The organism is Rossellomorea oryzaecorticis (genome assembly GCF_038405515.1).
Classification (GTDB): Bacteria; Bacillota; Bacilli; order Bacillales; family Bacillaceae_B; genus Rossellomorea; species Rossellomorea oryzaecorticis_A.
The window spans coordinates 1-17,336 of the sequence record NZ_JBBYAF010000041.1 but is presented as its reverse complement, the minus strand read 5'-3'; the positions used below and the strand labels follow the sequence as shown (position 1 = coordinate 17,336).

The 17,336-nt window shown below is 43.1% G+C and carries 15 protein-coding genes and 1 riboswitch; of the genes, 9 read left to right on the top strand and 6 right to left on the bottom strand.

The genetic code is table 11. The features are described from left to right. Positions 1-242 precede the first annotated feature (242 nt). Both AAEO50_RS17260 and AAEO50_RS17255 read left to right on the top strand, forming a co-directional pair. On the top strand, positions 243-1,403 hold the full coding sequence (locus AAEO50_RS17260) for an MFS transporter (protein ID WP_341985581.1): 1,161 nt from the start codon (positions 243-245) through the stop codon (positions 1,401-1,403). 515 nt (positions 1,404-1,918) lie between these two features. Continuing rightward, positions 1,919-4,663 (top strand): GTP-binding protein, encoded by a 2,745-nt coding sequence (locus AAEO50_RS17255; RefSeq protein WP_341985557.1) that lies wholly within the window; start codon positions 1,919-1,921, stop codon positions 4,661-4,663. Between the two features lie 368 nt (positions 4,664-5,031). Here the strand turns inward: AAEO50_RS17255 and AAEO50_RS17250 are convergent, their stop codons facing one another. From AAEO50_RS17250 to AAEO50_RS17235, 4 genes are read right to left on the bottom strand one after another with little or no spacing between them, the layout of a single operon-like run. Continuing rightward, positions 5,032-5,568, bottom strand: coding sequence for an RNA polymerase sigma factor (locus AAEO50_RS17250; protein WP_341985556.1), 537 nt, complete (start codon positions 5,566-5,568; stop codon positions 5,032-5,034). Positions 5,569-5,598: 30 nt separating this feature from the next. Continuing rightward, positions 5,599-7,596, bottom strand: a complete 1,998-nt coding sequence (locus AAEO50_RS17245; protein ID WP_341985555.1) for a DUF6449 domain-containing protein — start codon at positions 7,594-7,596, stop codon at positions 5,599-5,601. Further along, positions 7,568-8,470, bottom strand: coding sequence for an ABC transporter ATP-binding protein (locus AAEO50_RS17240; protein ID WP_341985554.1), 903 nt, complete (start codon positions 8,468-8,470; stop codon positions 7,568-7,570). Before AAEO50_RS17240 ends, AAEO50_RS17245 begins: the two co-directional genes overlap by 29 nt. Further along, a complete protein-coding gene (locus AAEO50_RS17235) occupies positions 8,457-8,852 on the bottom strand; it encodes a GntR family transcriptional regulator (RefSeq protein WP_341985553.1) in 396 nt (131 codons plus the stop codon). Before AAEO50_RS17235 ends, AAEO50_RS17240 begins: the two co-directional genes overlap by 14 nt. 586 nt (positions 8,853-9,438) lie before the next feature. Here AAEO50_RS17235 and AAEO50_RS17230 point away from each other — a divergent pair. The 3 genes from AAEO50_RS17230 to AAEO50_RS17220 all read left to right on the top strand — a co-directional run bounded on the left by AAEO50_RS17230 (position 9,439) and on the right by AAEO50_RS17220 (position 12,867). Continuing rightward, on the top strand, positions 9,439-10,227 hold the full coding sequence (locus AAEO50_RS17230; protein ID WP_341985552.1) for an ABC transporter ATP-binding protein: 789 nt from the start codon (positions 9,439-9,441) through the stop codon (positions 10,225-10,227). A gap of 3 nt (positions 10,228-10,230) precedes the next feature. Further along, positions 10,231-11,856, top strand: coding sequence for a hypothetical protein (locus tag AAEO50_RS17225; RefSeq protein WP_341985551.1), 1,626 nt, complete (start codon positions 10,231-10,233; stop codon positions 11,854-11,856). A 198-nt stretch (positions 11,857-12,054) separates the two neighbouring features. Further along, positions 12,055-12,867: a ZIP family metal transporter gene (locus AAEO50_RS17220; RefSeq protein ID WP_341985550.1), complete on the top strand. Its 813-nt coding sequence runs from the start codon at positions 12,055-12,057 to the stop codon at positions 12,865-12,867. Positions 12,868-12,928: 61 nt separating this feature from the next. Here AAEO50_RS17220 and AAEO50_RS17215 read toward each other — a convergent pair whose 3' ends face one another. Then, a complete protein-coding gene (locus AAEO50_RS17215) occupies positions 12,929-13,894 on the bottom strand; it encodes a nuclease-related domain-containing protein (RefSeq protein ID WP_341985549.1) in 966 nt (321 codons plus the stop codon). A gap of 350 nt (positions 13,895-14,244) precedes the next feature. On the opposite strand from AAEO50_RS17215, the gene AAEO50_RS17210 reads away from it, so the two are divergent. After that, positions 14,245-14,829, top strand: coding sequence for a histidine phosphatase family protein (locus AAEO50_RS17210; RefSeq protein WP_341985548.1), 585 nt, complete (start codon positions 14,245-14,247; stop codon positions 14,827-14,829). Here AAEO50_RS17210 and AAEO50_RS17205 read toward each other — a convergent pair. After that, entirely contained in the window at positions 14,826-15,149 is a 324-nt protein-coding gene (locus tag AAEO50_RS17205; protein WP_175986676.1) for a general stress protein, read from the bottom strand. The two genes, AAEO50_RS17210 and AAEO50_RS17205, sit on opposite strands and share 4 nt — an antisense overlap. Positions 15,150-15,264: 115 nt before the next feature. On the opposite strand from AAEO50_RS17205, the gene AAEO50_RS17200 reads away from it, so the two are divergent. The 3 genes from AAEO50_RS17200 to thiT all read left to right on the top strand — a co-directional run bounded on the left by AAEO50_RS17200 (position 15,265) and on the right by thiT (position 17,027). Then, on the top strand, positions 15,265-15,624 hold the full coding sequence (locus AAEO50_RS17200) for a thioredoxin family protein (RefSeq protein WP_341985547.1): 360 nt from the start codon (positions 15,265-15,267) through the stop codon (positions 15,622-15,624). A gap of 247 nt (positions 15,625-15,871) precedes the next feature. After that, entirely contained in the window at positions 15,872-16,171 is a 300-nt protein-coding gene (locus tag AAEO50_RS17195) for a hypothetical protein (protein ID WP_341985546.1), read from the top strand. Positions 16,172-16,256: 85 nt separating this feature from the next. After that, positions 16,257-16,361: riboswitch (TPP riboswitch) on the top strand. Positions 16,362-16,430: 69 nt separating this feature from the next. Further along, the gene (thiT, locus tag AAEO50_RS17190) at positions 16,431-17,027 is read left to right on the top strand and encodes an energy-coupled thiamine transporter ThiT (RefSeq protein WP_341985545.1); all 597 of its coding nucleotides are present in this window, start codon (positions 16,431-16,433) and stop codon (positions 17,025-17,027) included. The last annotated feature ends 309 nt before the right edge of the window (positions 17,028-17,336 follow it).

The following is a 17,336-nucleotide window of genomic DNA, read 5'->3' as shown; positions in this document are numbered from 1 at the left end:
ATGCCGACTGCATAAAACTAGTTATGTTGATAAAATGGATAAAAAATTGAGTCAGGATTTTTGTAAGAAAATAGCAATAAACTTTGGGCTTAAATTATGTATCTTTTCATGTTAGTGTGCTATTATTTAGTAATTCGAAATAAATTTCAGAAGCATCATATTTGCATAGAATAGATGAATAATAGAAAGGGGGATTTCCTGTGACGAAAGTAAAAGAACCTCTATGGACAAGGTCTTTTATCATGTTAATGGTAGGAAATCTTTTTGTATTTATGTCGTTTCAAATGCTGATTCCGACATTGCCGCCATATATCAAGTCGCTTGGCGCATCTGGTCTTGAGATAGGCCTTGTGACCACTTTATTTTCGCTCGGGGCGGTATTAAGCAGGCCGTTCATCGGTTTTATGCTGGAATATAAAGACCGGAAACCATTGGTCATCATCGGCGTGGTTTCACTGCTGCTCATCACAGTGATCTATCCATTGTCCTCCATTGTCGTGGTCTTTTTGCTGTTCAGGTTTGTGCACGGACTGGCATGGGGATGGTCCACAACCGTCAATGGTACGGCCGCAGTGGATGTCGTACCGAAATCCCGTCTTGGTGAAGGGATGGGCTATTATGGATTGTCAATCACAATCGGGATGATCATCGCTCCGAGTCTGGGAATCTACTTGTTTCAAGTAACGACATTTACGAATCTGATCATCACCTCAAGTGTCCTCGGAGTCATTGCGATCATCCTGTTGGCGCTGGTCCGTTACCAGACACCGGAAATCGTGAAACAAACAAAGAAAGAAAGCCTGAAGTTCTCTTACATGGGTTCACTCATTGAAAAATCAAGCTGGTTTCCTGCTTTCATCACCATCATGGTCACATTCGGCTACGGCTCGATCGTAACGTTCATCGTGATCTTCGGTGAAGAACGAGGCATACAGCATATCTTTTTATTTTATTTGTTCAATGCGATCATGGCATCACTCTCAAGACCGATTGCAGGGAAGTGGTTTGACGACCACGGACCTAAAGGACTCGTCCTTTTCTGCATCTCAATCACGTTTGTGGGAATGTGGGCATTATCATTCGCCCATTCTGATGCACTGATCATCGTTTCGGGAATCCTGTTTGGAGTGGGATTCGGTTCACTGATCCCGACTCTTCAATCGTGGACATTATCCATGACGCCTGATAACCGCAGGGGAGTGGCGAACGGCATGTTCTTCTCGTCCATTGACTTAGGCATAGGACTGAGCGGCCTCGTATTCGGTGTACTGGCGCAGTTCGTAGAAATCGGGATCCTGTTCCAAATCTCAAGCTTCTTCCTTCTGATCGCATTCATAGTAGCGGTAATGGAAGGACGGAAACAACAAAAGCGGAAGCGCCTTGGTCAGCCCCGACAAGCATAAGATGAATTGACCGTGAAGGTGTTTTTTACCTTCATGGACAATTTAGCTTATGACCTCGAGGGGCTAGGCGCTGGAGCTGGATGAAACAAAAGCGCAGACGTCTTGGTCAGGCCCGACAAGCATAAGGCGAGTCGGCAAAAAAGGCGGACTTTGCCTTTTATGCCGGCTTGACTTATGACCTCGAGGGACTAGCCGTCGGAGCTGGATGAAACAAAAGCGCAGACGGCTTGGTCAGCCCCGGCAAGCATTAAAAATAAATCAACACTATAGTTTACACCTCCGAAAAAGGTGGTAAATATTTAGGACTATCTATTTTCTTTAAGGGTGTAGCCTTTTAGTAATGGATAGTCCTTTCTTGTGTAATGAATATAAGTCGAAGGATTCACAGTATAAAGCATCAATTAGAAAATGAAAACGAAATGAAATTTTATCCCGGTGAAATTCTGATAGAATGATAGCCATAGACTAGTCTGTGAGTCCTTTCCAAAGTGGATTCACATATAACGGAGGACATTATGATAGAAGAAAAATTATTGATGGAGAAGTCATTTTATGAAACTTTTTTAATAGAAAATGAATCGACCCTTCATCCTATTGAAGTACTTGGTGCAGCGTTTGTGGAGGAGCAGCAGAATGAACCGTATGATTTAACGTACATCCGCTATGCACAGGGTGAGGTTTATTTTCACAGTAAGGATTATGAAGCGGCTATTTATAAATGGGAGAGCATTTTGAATGAGCTTGAACCATGGGCTAAGAAAAATATCGCCGATTCCTATTATGCATTAGGCATGCTTTCGGCTGCGGAAGATGTATACACCGGGATCTCGACGGAAAGCACGGTGCTGACGATGGAGATCTCCCTTCAGCTGTTCCATCTTTACATAGAGAGAAACAAGTTGAAATCAGCGTATCGAATCATTGAGAAAGCAGTGAATACCGATCCTGACTATCCGCTTGTAGCTCAACTTGCGAAATCATTCTATGAGGAACAGCAGGATTGGAAGAACGCTGTAGAGCTTGCTGTGAATGAGTCAATTAGAACCAGTGAACAGGAATGGTTCCGCGCGCTCTTGGAGTATGCAGAAATGGGCTATGCGGCAACGTTCACGCCTAACTATTATTACGATGTACTGATTACCGTTTATGAGGAGGACCGCCAGTTATTCAGAGATCTGGTGCAGAGCTTATGGGAATCATACGGAGAGGTTTCGGCCACTCATATTGAATGGATGTCCACGGTCAACACGATCTTTGAATATGTAGAAGTGGAGCCGGGTGAACGATGGGAGGATATTTCATCTCAATTCCAGTACGCATATCTTCATTTTCTTGAAAAAGGGTATCTTGTAAAAGAGATTGAGGGTATCATGCCTGATCTCCTTACGAACTGGCTGAAAATCAGTAAACAGGAGCAGCCGCTGCTTGCATCTTCAGCTGTGATGGCATGGAATGATGTATTCTCCTACTCCATTGATCCAATGGTTGTCGAGGAGGCAGAGAGCCTGCTTCTACAAGGGGAATATCCGGCATTCAAGATGGAAGAAACCATTCTTCTCCTTAATAAAATAATTGAATGGTCCGAAAGAAATGAGGCCCCTGTTTCTTATAAATCCAAGTGGATCGCTGAACAGCTTCTTGATACAAGCCAGCAATACCTTGTGGTTGCAGGCAGCGAGTCCAGTGGTAAATCATCATTTGTACAATCCGTGCTCGGCGAGAGTGTGGGAGAGGCCGAACATTCGACCGTTGTGTACAGATATCATCGCAGCCAGGCTGAAGTAATGGAAGTTCATGATCGCGGTGCAGAAAAAGTGGAAAGTATTGCAGATTTTGAAGAATTGATGGAAAGGGAAGCGTTTGTTGAGTACAAACTGCCTTCTGAATTTCTCCAGAAAAATGGAAGTGCGCTGATTGACGTCCAGGCGAACAGCCGGGGGTTAAAAGACCTCACTTCATTCTATCCTGCTGCTGACGGACTTCTCTATGTACTGAATGCCGATTCTCCATTCAATGCTGAAGACCGCCAGACGCTGAGAACATTAACGGAAATCGGTCAGCCTGTAAATGTTCATTTCCTTCTGAACAAAATGGATAAGATTGATCATGCCGGCCGTTCAGAAGAAATCATCGACTCAGTCCGTGCGAAAGCGAGAGAATGGTTCCCGGATGCTGAAGTCCTGCCGTATTCGTCCCTTGAGGCGGTACACCTTCAGCAAAGAGACGTGGAAACTTTCTTGAAAAAACACTACTTGCTTAACCCAGGGGTCCTGAAAGCCGAGAGAAGAGTGAAGCTTTTCTACCTGGTGAGAAAAACGTTGAAGGACTTATTCGCCCAGCGAAAGAACCAGGAACTCGGGTTAAAAGATTCAATCGAGAAAAATAAAGACATTCTTGTCCGCTTAAACGGCTTCCATAACTACCTGGGAGATATGCAAAACGACAAGACAACAGTAATAAAAGAATCGTTCCATAAAAAGAAAGAAGAAATAAAGAAAGAAATCTCTAAGAAAATCCCTGAAATATTGAGTGGATGCTCAGAACTGATTACGGAAGAGAGTGACTTCAGACAAATTCATACAGAATTAAATGAAGCCATGAACTCAAGAATCCAGACGTATATTCAGGAAGATCTCATGCCGCGCTACATGGTCATATTGGAAAATTGGCTCCAGTCCTCCAGACAGGAGCTGCAGGATGGACAGGACTACTTAAATGAGATGAGCACGACCTTTAACGAATTGTTTGGCAAAGATCGTGTGGTCCTTGAGTGCGACTTCCGAGTTGTCGATGACTGGAGAAGAGATGTAAGCCGGATGGGGACCAGGGCACAAATCGAAAAAGAAAATATTCTTCTCAAATTCAAGCCTGGTCAATTCCTGTTGAAGAGTGCGGGTAAACTGTTCGGAGGGATCCCTCAGAACAAGAACCTGCTTTATAACCAATACAAACGTTACCTGGAAAACGAGGATTATTCCGAAACGACCGCATCCGTCGTAAACAAGTTTTTCGTTCAATTCGACCTGTTTGAAAAATCACTGGATCAGGACGTGAAATCCTTCTTTGCAGAGCCGTTCAATCAGCTTGACCTCACCATCAAAGAAACGGAAGCAGAAATTGCTGCAGAAGAAGAAACATTGAAAAAAATGAAAGAACAGCCGGAACGATATTTCGATCCGATCACCTTGTTTGAGGTGGAGCTGCTTCATGCTGAATATATGATGAAGGCTGGTTTCAAGAGTACGAGGGCGTCGTACTAAGAAAAGAGGCTGATCTCCGTGGGGATTTTCCATCGGGATCAGCCTTTTTTTAGGTTTTTGGAATTGATCTTATATAGAAACGGTCTCTTAACAGTGGTAACTTAGCTTGAATACATCCGCATCAAAGTGCGATTAAGGGGTTTATGATTCATTCTAAAAAAATAACGATCCGTTTTGGAGATTTATGATCCAGTTTTTGAAAATACGATCTGTTCTGGGGATTTATGATCCTTTAAGAATCATTCTAATTGAAGCGAGCAGAGGAACCAGCCAGTCTACTTGATTAGAACGGGAAACTATCAAACTACAGCGAACCTGAACGACAATAAAAAAAACCGGAGCCGCCATCACTCCGGGTTTCCAAGTCTTTAAGCTGACTTCTTCATTAATAAAGTTAACTGCTTCCTCGCCCGGTGGTACCGGGTTTTGACAGTTGCAGGATTGAGGTTCAGTTTCTGAGCGATTTCCTTGTCGCTGAGACCCTGGATCGCCTTTAATCGGAGGACTTCCTGCTGAGGGGCAGGAAGCATCCCGATTCCTTCTTCAATCTCTTCTTCAAGGAAATGAAAGTCGATTTCAGATTCTACCATCCTGGTTGAACTTACGATGAATGGCGAATCATAGGTTTCCTGATCGTCCACAAGATCCTCTTTGCGCTTCGATTCCTTCCGGATAAAGTCGATGGCTGTCCGGTTGGCAATGGATGAAAGCCAGGACTGGATCTTCCTGAAATCAATCAGGGTATCCCATTTACGGTAAGCTTTCAAGAATGTCTCCTGTACGATGTCTTCTGAAAGGCAGGCGTCCTTGGTCAATTTATAGGCGATGTGATAAATCAATCGGTGAAATTGAAGATACACATCCTCGAATGAAGGGGATTCAATGTGTATGAGTTTTGCACTCAATGGATATCACCTCGATTCTTTCTGTTCATATTATTCAAAGGCTTGTTTTACAAAGGAAGGGGCGTCTTCTTCGGTAAGTCCGCTTACATCAACGTGTGGCTGTCCTTTGTATTTAATGCCGACAAGATAAGGATTTTTCTGTCTGTCATAGCTGATGTTCTCCAGTATTTCATTGAGCTTTTCTCTTTCCTTAAGCTCAAGCCCCGTTCCCTGTTCCTTCAGTTTAGGGAAGATGTCGCCAGGGTAATCTGCTTTCATCAATTCACGGGTATGTTCTTTTTTATCGATGACATAGATCCACTCGATGTCATCTGCTGTCACCTTAATTTTCTCCAGGTATTCTTTATCCCGTAGCCATTTTTCGAATTGATCATACGTATTGCGGACGCTGATGCCTGTTCGCTGGTTATTGGATAACAGAAGTTCAACGGAGAAGGTACTCAGCCTGTTTTGATCTTCGAAGCTTTCATTGTAAATTTCCTGCTTTAAGATACTGATCGCTTCTTTGATTTCTTCAGGATCGACAATGGTGACGGTCTTTCCGGCGGTGAATTCCTGGTGGAGCGTCAATTTATCGATTTTCTCTTCATCAATGTGGAAGATATCGTTCGTCGCTTCTTTGTATTCCCGGGTTTCGTATAAATCCGAGTAGTACTCTTCAAGATCATCTTGATCAATTTCGTAGCTTCGCACCAGCGTGCTGCCGTCTTCTAATTTATAGTAAAAGAAAGCAGGCATCCGGTCGTAACCCGTCGACCTTTCTCCTTTATTAATGATGGCTTTGTGGAGATTCCGTACTGCTTTAATCGAATCTGCTTCTTTCAGCAGTGGATCGCGTTTGATCTCGGGAACGAACCCGTCCTTGCTGACGCTGCCGACCATTGCCTCATTGTTAAATATGTCATAATAGCTGTATCCGACATAAGCTTCCTTAATGCTGCCTGATTCCGGGACTTTCTTTTCATACTGAAAGAGGTCGAATTGAAACAGAAGAGAAGCGGCGCCGATCACCAGGAGATATACAACGAATCCTTTCCACTGGTGAAAAACTCTCCAATGTTTCTGTAAAATCATTTCGGCAACATAATACCCAATCAATGCACCGACAACATATCCGAACCAGATCCAGTATCCCTGACCCTGCACTTCGGTGAAATACATCCCTCCGACAAGCATGGCGCAAAAAGTCACACTGTATTTGAAAATCGGTTGAAGCAGCTGGAATGTAATCGGCTGTGATGCAGATTCTATTTTTCTGTTTTTATAGAGTAATAGAGCTAAGAAATAGAAAGCGATCGTTAGAACTGCATAGATGAGTGCGTCCCATCCTGAAATCATCTTATTTTCAAGCATGGCTGCCTTGACGATCGGTGAATACTCTTCAATCTTGATCGTATAGTAGTAATCCGTCGGGAATCCGAACAGGAGCTGCTTCAGGCTGAAGGTAACCAATAAGAACATTCCTGCCGGCAGTAATAAGATGATGTAGGTCAGCACACCTTGCACAGCTGAGAGTCCGGTAACCATGGCAATGAACGTTCCCGTCAAGAAGAAGAGGAATGTCATCAGCAGGGTGATTCCGGCCCAGATGAAGATGTCTGCTGCATCAATGTAAAGATTCAATTCAGTAATCCAATAGAGTACTAGAAGGAATAGTGTATTCAGCAGAATCGGGATCAGCAGGATTCCGAGTCCGGTGAACAAAGTGTGATGAAAGATCTTATTTCGTTTGATCGGCAGACTGTGAATGAAATCCGCCGGCTGTTTAACGTGCAAGTATCGGAAAAGAAACACTGCCAGCAATACAGGAATAAGGAACATCAGTCCCATTTGAATCGGATATTGCATTTTGAAAAGATTTTCATAGATATTGTTGTAATACGTGAGATTGGGATTGGTCAGTTTACCAAGGATGTCAATCGGCAGTGCAAACAACAGCCCGATAAAATAAACGATTCCCAGCCAGCCTACACTCCGCAGGCTTTGCATGATTAGTTCCTTATTGATCCAAGATGTTCTGGATGGCATATCCAACATCCCCCATTTCATATATAAAGATTTCTTCCAGCGTCAGTGGCAGTAAATCAAAGATGACTGGATGATAAGAACGGATCAGTCGTTCGACATCTTCATGTTCACCGCGCACAATGCATAATAGGACACTGCCCCTTGTTTCTTTATGAAGGACATCCAGATTGTTGAACAGTCCGGCGGGGACGTCCCCTTTAAAGGCGAGCTGGATTTTATGGATGCCTGATTTAAGGTCATCAAGTTCTTTTTCAAGCAGGAACCTGCCTTGATGAAGGATGGCGATGTGATCGCATATATCCTCGACCTCTCTCAGATTGTGAGAGGAAATCAGGATTGTCATTTCCCTTTCCGCCACTTCTGTGATCAGTACATTCTTTAATTTTTTTCGTACAACAGGGTCAAGTCCGTCAATCGGTTCATCCAGCACCAGCACATCGGGCTTGGCAGCCAGGGCAAGAATGAAGGAAGCTTGACGCTGTACCCCTTTTGAATACTTATGAAGCTTTTTATCCGGATCGATTTCAAATAATGATGTCAGCTGATGGTAGGATTCCTCGTCCCATCGGCTGTACGTACTTTGATAAAACTGAGCCATCTGCTTCAATGTATAATGAGTGAAAAAGAATGGCTGGTCTGGAAGGAAGACCACTTTCTCTTTGATTCCCGTCATTTCAAAAATCGGCTCACCTTCAAGAGTGATTTCTCCTTGATCGGGCTTTAAAATCCCGGCAATCGTCCGCAAGAGGGTTGTTTTGCCTGCCCCATTCGAACCAAGAAGTCCGTAGATGGATCCTTTCTCGATGGAAAACGATATATTATGAATGATTTCCGTTCTTTCAAATGCTTTACTAACACTTTTAATTTCTATCATCAGCTTGATTCCCCCCAACTGATGCCTCGATTTCAACAATCATTTCTTTTAAATCTTCAGCGGTTATTCCCAAATAGAGAGCTTCTGATAAAAGTTTGGATAATTCCTCTTTCACTTTCATGATTTTCTCCGCATTTTGAATATGACTTGAAGGATTGACAAAGCTACCTCTCCCTTTCACTGAATAAATATATCCTTGAGATTCAAGTTCCCTATATGCTTTCTGGATCGTGTTCGGATTGATCGTCAGCTGCTGAGCCAATGTCCGTACGGAAGGCAACTGCTCATCAGGCTTCAGCACTTCATTGATCATCAGTTCTTTCAGCTTTTCCACCAACTGTTCGTAAATGGGCTTCCGACTTCTTAAATCAAGTTCAAACATATCCACCCTCCCAACTGTATACAGTGTACTATGTGTCTTAATACAGTTAAAGTATATAACATGTTCTTCCATTTTAGAAGTGTTTTTTGGAAAAAAGTTTTGGTTTCTTAATACCGCTGTTGATTTCCGTGGAAGACTTCGCTTTCCGCGGGCGGCCGGTGAGCTTCCTCGTCGCTGAGCTCCTGTGGGTCAGAAAAGCGGAGGCGGCTCGTTCAGCCCCGACAAGCATAAGTTGAATGGGCCTAGAAGGCGCCTTTTGCCTTCTTGGACCATTTAGCTTATGACCTCGAGGGGCTAGCCGCCAGAGCTGGACAGGTCTCACATTGGCCACTTTTCCCGCAGGAGTCTTCGTCTTCCACTCCAATCAACAGCTGGAACGATTAAGACTAAGAATAATCCATTATCAAAGTTCTTTTGGAAATTGGCACTCTGTTAGTGAACAGTGAATGAGCAATTAATCCAAATAAAACTCGAAAATCACACCCTTTATTCAATGGCAATCGTCCAATAGTGTAGCAGGTGCATATTCCAGATAAGGGAATTTATGTTAGCATTGATGGTAAATACATAGAAAAGAGGGGACATCATGGAGGAGAGAGATGAGCCGATTTTATCGATAAGAGGGCTTAGGAAGAGTTTTGGGGTTAAAGAAGTATTGAAAGGTGTCGATTTAGAGATATATAAAGGTCAGATCATCGGATACATAGGGCCGAATGGAGCTGGTAAGAGTACGACCGTGAAGATCATCCTTGGTCTTGAAGAAGGATATGCCGGTCAGGTGCAGCTTTTTGGGAAGGATATATCGACCCAATCAGCTGCGTATAAAAAGAGAATCGGATATGTACCGGAAATGGCCGACCTGTATGACAACCTGACTGCGGAAGAGTATTTGACGTTCATCGGCGAATTGTATGGGCTTGAAGCAGAAGCTGCGGGAGAGAAGGCAGGGAAATTAGTTGAACTGTTTGGTTTGACGGAAGTCTATCATTCTCGCATTGCGTCTTATTCAAAGGGGATGAAACAGAAGATACTGATCATATCAAGCCTTCTCCATAATCCGGATATCTTCTTTTTTGACGAGCCGATCAACGGTCTCGATGCGAACTCAGTCATGGTTTTTAAAGAGCTTCTTGCTCAATTGGCAGCTCAGGGTAAAACCATATTCTATTCATCCCACATCATGGATGTTGTAGAAAAAATCAGTAACCGGATCATTCTTTTGCATAATGGATTAATTGTCGCGGATGGCAGTTTCGAAGAATTAAAGAATACGAACAGTGAAGGGACGCTTGAAGAGATTTTCAACCAATTGACCGGATTTAATGAGCACAAGGAAACGGCTCAGAAGATTGTTTCTGCTGTTCAAGAGGTGTAGGGGATGAAGGAATTTCGTACACTTCTGTTTCTCGATTGGTTTCGTGGGATCTTTGAAAAAATGGGCTTCGACTATCCCGCCCTCCGCAGAATTCTGCAGGTCAAATTCACCATGGACCAGCGCAGAGTCCCGACTGTATTTCAACAGCAGGGAAAAAAAGGGAAAGAATCGAAAGGTGAAAACCGCTTTATAAAATCGCTTTGGATCTATGCACTTTTTGGGCTGTTCATCATCCCTTTCGTATTAATCGGAGAGAACTATATTTTTCAAATGAGTATCGCATTTTCAGTCATCATGTTCATCATTATGACATCAATGATCTCGGATTTCTCGGTGGTCATTTTGGACATACGTGACAATACAATCTTATTTACAAAACCGGTGGAGAAAAAGACGATCAGCCTGGCGAAGACCATCCACGTGTGTGTATACCTGTTTTTCTTAACAGCGGCAATGACACTTATTCCGCTGGTTGTGGCGTTGATCAACCAGGGATTTTGGTTCTTCCTGCTGTTTTTAGCGGGGATTTTGTTATCTGATATCCTGATTGTCGTGTTCACAGCTTTACTCTATTACCTTATATTAAAATATTTTGACGGGGAAAAATTAAAGGATATCATCAACTATGTGCAAATCGGGCTATCGATTGGACTGGCTGTAGGTTATCAAGTGGTTGCGAGATCATTTGAATTTGTCGATTTGCAGGTTGCCTTCACAGCACAATGGTGGCAGGTATTCTTCCCTCCGATGTGGTTCGGATCCCTGTTTGAATGGGTACTGAACGGTGATAACACCACCCTGGTCATCCTGTTTTCGGTGATGGCGCTTCTTTTTCCGTTTGCAGCTTTGGGAATCTACATTAAAATACTTCCTACCTTTGAGAAAAATCTGCAGAAACTTAATTCGCACGGTGGAAAGAGAAGAAAGAAATCCAATCCGATAGGTAAAAGCCTCATGAAGCTCATGTGCTACAGCAGGGAAGAGCGTGCGTTTTACCAATTTGCCCACTATATGATGAAGAATGAGCGGGAGTTTAAATTAAAAGTCTACCCCGGGCTTGGTTTTGCGATTGTCCTGCCGTTTATCTTTATCTTCAATCATTTGATGATGTCTTCATTTGTAGATCTCTCTTCAAGCAAGGTGTACTTGTCCATTTATGCGAGTTTGATTGTCATCCCGACAGTCGTGATGCAGCTGGGGTATTCAGGTAAATATAAAGGGTCATGGATTTATAAGGTGGCACCAGTCGAGAGGCATGCCGCGATTCATAAGGGCACCCTTAAAGCATTCCTTGCAAAACTTTTCATCCCTCTGTATTTAGTGATGGCAGTATGTTTCCTTTTCCTTTTTGGTATGAAGTTACTCCCCGGACTTATCGCCGTGCTTGTCAGTGCGTTTATTTACACGGTTGTGTGCTATAAATTACTGAGTGACGGACTTCCTTTTTCAGAAAGCTTTGATGGAGTGAAACAAAGCGATGGCTGGAAAGTGCTTCCGTTCTATATCATCATCGGGGCATTCATCGGCCTGCATGTTCTATCATTGACGTTTGGTTATGGGATTTATGTTTATTTAGTCCTTCTCCTGGTTGTGAACTTCGTCGTTTGGAAATATTCATTTAGAGATTAAAGAAAAGTGGTAAAAGAGCTGAGCGTCTAACTGGGCGCTTGGCTCTTTTACTATTAGGAAAAGAAGCAGGAACAAAATTGGGCGGATATCATATAAATAGAAAAGCAGGATTTTGTATTGGCACTCAAACATTTCCTTTGACAAAAAAATTTTCCTTAGAGCAAAATAGACCTAACAGAACACATGGGAGGAGCTTTTATGATGGATTGGTTCACAGCGTTGAATCCGACTGTTCAGGCACTTTTGGGCGGAACCCTGACATGGGGATTGACTGCCCTCGGTGCTGCTACGGTTTTCTTTTTTACAAAAATTGAGAAGCATGTGATGAATATGATGCTCGGGTTTGCGGCAGGAGTCATGATCGCAGCTTCCTTCTGGTCACTGCTGGCGCCATCAATTGAGTTCAGTGAACAGAACGGACAGATTCCATGGCTTGCTCCCGCCATCGGATTTTTACTTGGAGGCTTATTTATCAGGCTTCTTGACTTTGTGGTTCCCCACCTTCATCTAGGCAATGCAAAGGAGAAAGCTGAAGGTCCTCCGACAAAGTTCAAGAAATCAACCTTGCTCTTTTTGGCCATCACCCTTCACAATATTCCAGAAGGGCTGGCAATCGGTGTAGCCTTTGGAGCGGCGGCTTTGGGTATTGGAGATGCAACGGTCGTGGGGGCATTGGGTCTTGCAATCGGTATCGGGATCCAGAATATGCCTGAAGGAGCGGCCCTTTCCGTTCCGCTCCGGGGAGAAGGGATGTCACGGGCTAGGGCCTTCAACTACGGCCAGCTCTCCGCAATTGTGGAGCCGATTGCGGCCGTCATCGGTGCAGCAGCCGTCATCCTCGTCCAGCCGATCCTGCCATATGCGCTTGCATTTGCCGCAGGAGCAATGATCTTCGTTGTCGTCGAAGAACTCATACCCGAATCACAATCGTCCGGAAGCACAGACCTTGCAACCCTGGGACTGATGGCAGGGTTTGTGGTGATGATGATTTTGGATGTTTCATTGGGGTAGGTTAAGAAGGATTAATGATATAGAAGGAAGGAGCATGCAGCTTGTGGCTGCATGCTCCTTTTTACGGTTTTGTATAAAAGGTTCCCTTTCCTTGCCCGTTTGTCACTAAGCCGGATTTTTGTAATAGTAGAGTGGCGACTTTACGTGAAGGAAGACAAAGAAAGGTCCTTAAATCTTGATTGGTTATTTTTTTATCAATCAGAAGGAAATAATCGTTGATTGCATTCAAGTGACTATTCGATGATACTTTCGCACACCGTTCACAAGACCAGGAATTAATAATCCTCTTCGAAGGTAAGTGACCGCAATGTCCGCACAGGACCCCTGGGAGGATATCCTCTTTCGTCAGATTGTACGTTTGTAAACAATTGGAGGGGGCCTCTTCGTGTAGTGTAAGGACGAGTTTTTTAATTTTTTTTAGAGTTTTATCCGGGAGTATGCTAGTTTGATATGAATGATTTAATTCAATGATTGAATCGATTACGTTCTGGGAATGAATGATATTCAGGTAGGGTGAACCTGCTTCCGGGCGGGAGTTATACTCAATCGTGGTGGAGGGGTTGCTGATGACGACCAGATATTCAATCGGCATCGGGGGAATCTTATAGAGTGATAACCACTTTTGCAGGAAATGCTTTTGTCGCTTTGCTTGGGAAATCGGATCAATGAATCCTTCGGTGGTATCTTTATAGATTCGGGTACATTGTTTGATTTGAGGGTCGATTCTAATAATGCCGGATATGTTCTTTACTTCGATGATCAGTGCGTAATAAGGGGTAAGAAGAAGGGTGTCAATTTGAAAGTAGTGAGGGTCGAGGGGAAGCCTTATGTCGTGAAACAACCAATAATGTTTACCGGTCAGAAAGCTCAGATGATAATCTACGGCTTTCTCGCCATTGAAGCCAGCTCTTCTTTTCTTCAGATCAAGCTCGATTTGGGGCCTTATCTCATGAAAGGGGACAAGCCGAGGTAATAAGGCTTCATTTTGTAAAATTTTTAAAGGGATTGGTCGATCTTTAAGTATCAAAACATCACTCCTTAAACTTTGATAATACATCATTCGCTATTGAAGGTGAAAACTCCTTTATTTTTATTACACTATTTGGATTGGGGGAGGGATATGATCCTATTTCAGGATTTATGGTCCTGTTTTCAGATTTATGATCCTGTTTACGAAAATACGATCCTGTCCACGGATTTATGATCCCATTTCCAAAAATACGATCCTATTCAAAATTTTATGATCTTTTAAGAATGATTCTAATCTAGTCCCGGCAAGACACTTAACAAAAATGCAAAACAAAACATAAATAGAAAATAATTCCAAACAATCTTAATAACAGTTATAATTCTTAAAAAGACCCAAAGGAGACCACAATGAAAATCGGACTAATCCGCCACTTTAAAGTTAAAAGAGGCTACCCTAATTCAATCGTATCCTCAAAGGAGCTGATGAACTGGGTGGAAGAATATGAAGCTTCTGATGTGGAAGAGAATGAGGTTGAGTTAAGCGGGATTAAGTGGGAAACCTGCTATTCCAGCAGTATGAGGAGAGCAGAAGTGACAGCCAGAAGAGTGTTTAAGGGAGATGTCATTTTGCTGGATGACTTAAGGGAAATTCCGTTGACACCTCTTTTTCCATCACGAGTGAAGCTGCCTCTGTTCATTCATTTGTTTGCCATTCGCATGGCGTGGTGGTTCAATCATCCGTCGCAGGCCGAAAGCAAGAAAGTGGTTCTGGAGAAAATTAAGAGAATCGTAGACAGGGTCATCTCAGAGAATCAGGATATACTGATTGTCGGTCATGGCGGGGTGATGATGTTTATGAGGAGGGAATTGATCAGGCGCGGATTTTCAGGACCTTCATTCAAGCGGCCTGAAAATGGGAAGGTGTATATTTTTGAAAAAAAAAAGGATGATTCACGGAATCATCCTTCACGTGCCTATATTATAAAATTCTAGTTCTGAACCAACAATAATATTTTACCTTCATCCAGCTTTTCTTCGTATTGATCGGCTTCCTCTTTTGAAAAGCCCATCTCCTGTAATTGATTGCGCAGTTCATCGCCTTTGCTGAGGATCATGTTTCCTACAGCCGTCCCAATGCCTGTTTCTTTCGCGCCGATTTCATTTGCATTGGCATTGTCGGCCACACGCTCAGTACGGTCATCATCATGGGATAACACATACAGATTCTTTTTGTCTATACCTTGAGAAGATAACTTTTCCACTTCCGAAATTAATTCCTTATCATTATAGAATTCTTTAACTGTCGGTTTCATGTGAATCTCCTCCAATATCATTTTCGAATACAGTCATTCTTTTCCCGGCTTGTGAAAAAAATAAACATGCCCTGCACAAGGATTCTTGCAGGGGAAAACGGGAATACATAACAATATGAGTTCATGCAGAAAGGAAGGGGAATTGAAAGTGAAAGAACAACATACTCTGGAAGACATTAAACATACGGTTGAAAAAGAAAAAATGGTGCTTTTATATATTTCAAGGCCAAATTGCTCTGTCTGCCATGCTTTACTGCCTCAAGTAGAGGAGGTGTTGAAGAAATATCCGACCATCTCAGCCATTCATGCAGATGCCGATGAAATTCCTGAGATTGCAGGAGAGTACTCGATTTTTACGGTGCCCGTACTGATTGTATTTGTCGAAGGGAAAGAGATGATGAGGAAAGCACGCTTCGTCCCGATTCATGAATTGGACAGCGGCTTGTCGAGGCTGGTTACAATGCTGGAGAATTAAACAAACGTTTGTTTAAGAACTCGGAAGTCTTATGGAGAAAGGGTTGGTAGAGTTAAACGCTCGTTTAAAAGGATATTGAAGGGTATCCTCTAACTGGATACAGGGGCTGTCATTCTGGCAGCTCTTTATTAGCGTCAGAAATATTTGGATAAAAAAAGTAGCTCTTTTGTCATGTCCTAGTGAATAGGTATATAATAGACAGTATACGGAATATTCTGGTTAGAATTCCGGGAGAGGAGAGGAACTGATGCTGAGATTGTCAAGAGCGAGTAAAGGAATCATTTCGATCGCAGCCATTATATTATTTATTGCCGCAAATCAGATTACGATTGTTCAACACCTTACTGCCCGCGCAGCGACCAAGCTATATGTAGGCTGGAAGTACAATCATCTCGAACTGAAATACGAGGACGTGGAATTTTCTCCGCAATTCGGTGATTACTCCGTTGCTTACAAAGATAAAGAAGGCAGAGTCTATGGTTTCATGGTTGCCCCCAAGTCAATGCCGGTCATCATCCTGCACGACCCGCTTAATGAACGTCCCTGACCTTATCTTCATTTTCATGTCCGCAAATTCTTTTAATCTCTTATATGTTCATGTATAATACGTACTGAAGTAAAAATTATATAAACGTGACCACAAGGGGAGCGATATGCTGAGAGTGAACAGCACTGCCTGTTCTGACCCTTTGAACCTGTTAGTTAGCACTAGCGTAGGAATGTGGACGATAGATGGGTTTTTATGCCTATTTATATTTGCTAACTCTCCCTTATGGTTTCGTTTGGAAAAAAGGGGAGATTTTTTTATGAAATCTTTAAGTTTAGTAGTACTGATAGAAGCCTCATTAATGGCTGCCTTTGCAATCATTCTTGATTTGCTGCCTTCTATCGATCTATCGCCTAGTATCTCTATTTCATTTTCAATGGTGCCGATCTTCATTCTGGCATTCCGGAGGGGATTTAAAGCGAGCCTCTTGGCAGGATTTGTTTGGGGAGTGCTGCAGGTGGCCCTCGGAAACGCGTGGATTGTCACTCCTGTTCAAATGATCATCGAGTACTTTATCGCGTTCACCTTCATTGGATTCGCAGGTCTATTTCTTCGACGCATTCAGCAATCACTGCGGGCGGAGAATAAGAAAAAAGTTTATATGTGGGTTGTCGCAGCAACGGTTGTCGGGAGTTTTGCCCGCTATTTCTGGCATTTCATTGCAGGGTTCATCTTCTTTAAAGAATATGCTCCGGAAGGCATGTCCCCTGTACTTTTCTCGCTTTTTGCAAACGGGGTAACGATGCTCGGTTCCGCCCTGTTATGTTCGATTGTACTGATTTTCTTGATTGCGACTGCTCCGCGATTGATCAGGCAGGGCGTTTCAGTGGACAATCATCAGCGGAAAGCCTCTTGATTTTTCAATAAAATGAAAACCGATTCCTGCGGGAGTCGGTTTTTTTGAGGCGAAGGGAGGACGGGTCGAGTTGGAGTGGGAAGGTCGATGAAAGAAAGATGACGTTGAAGTGGAAACTGTTGATGAAAGAGGGACGAGTATTCTTCGGAAATTGTCGAAATATAAAGAATGGCAGATATATCGAAAAAACGGCAGATAAATCAAAAATATGGAAGATAACGGTTTAACCCCCTAAGTTTGGACACATACTTCACTATTCTTAGGGTTACTTAGTTTTTCATATTTTCTACCGCGCTTTCGCTTGCTGGC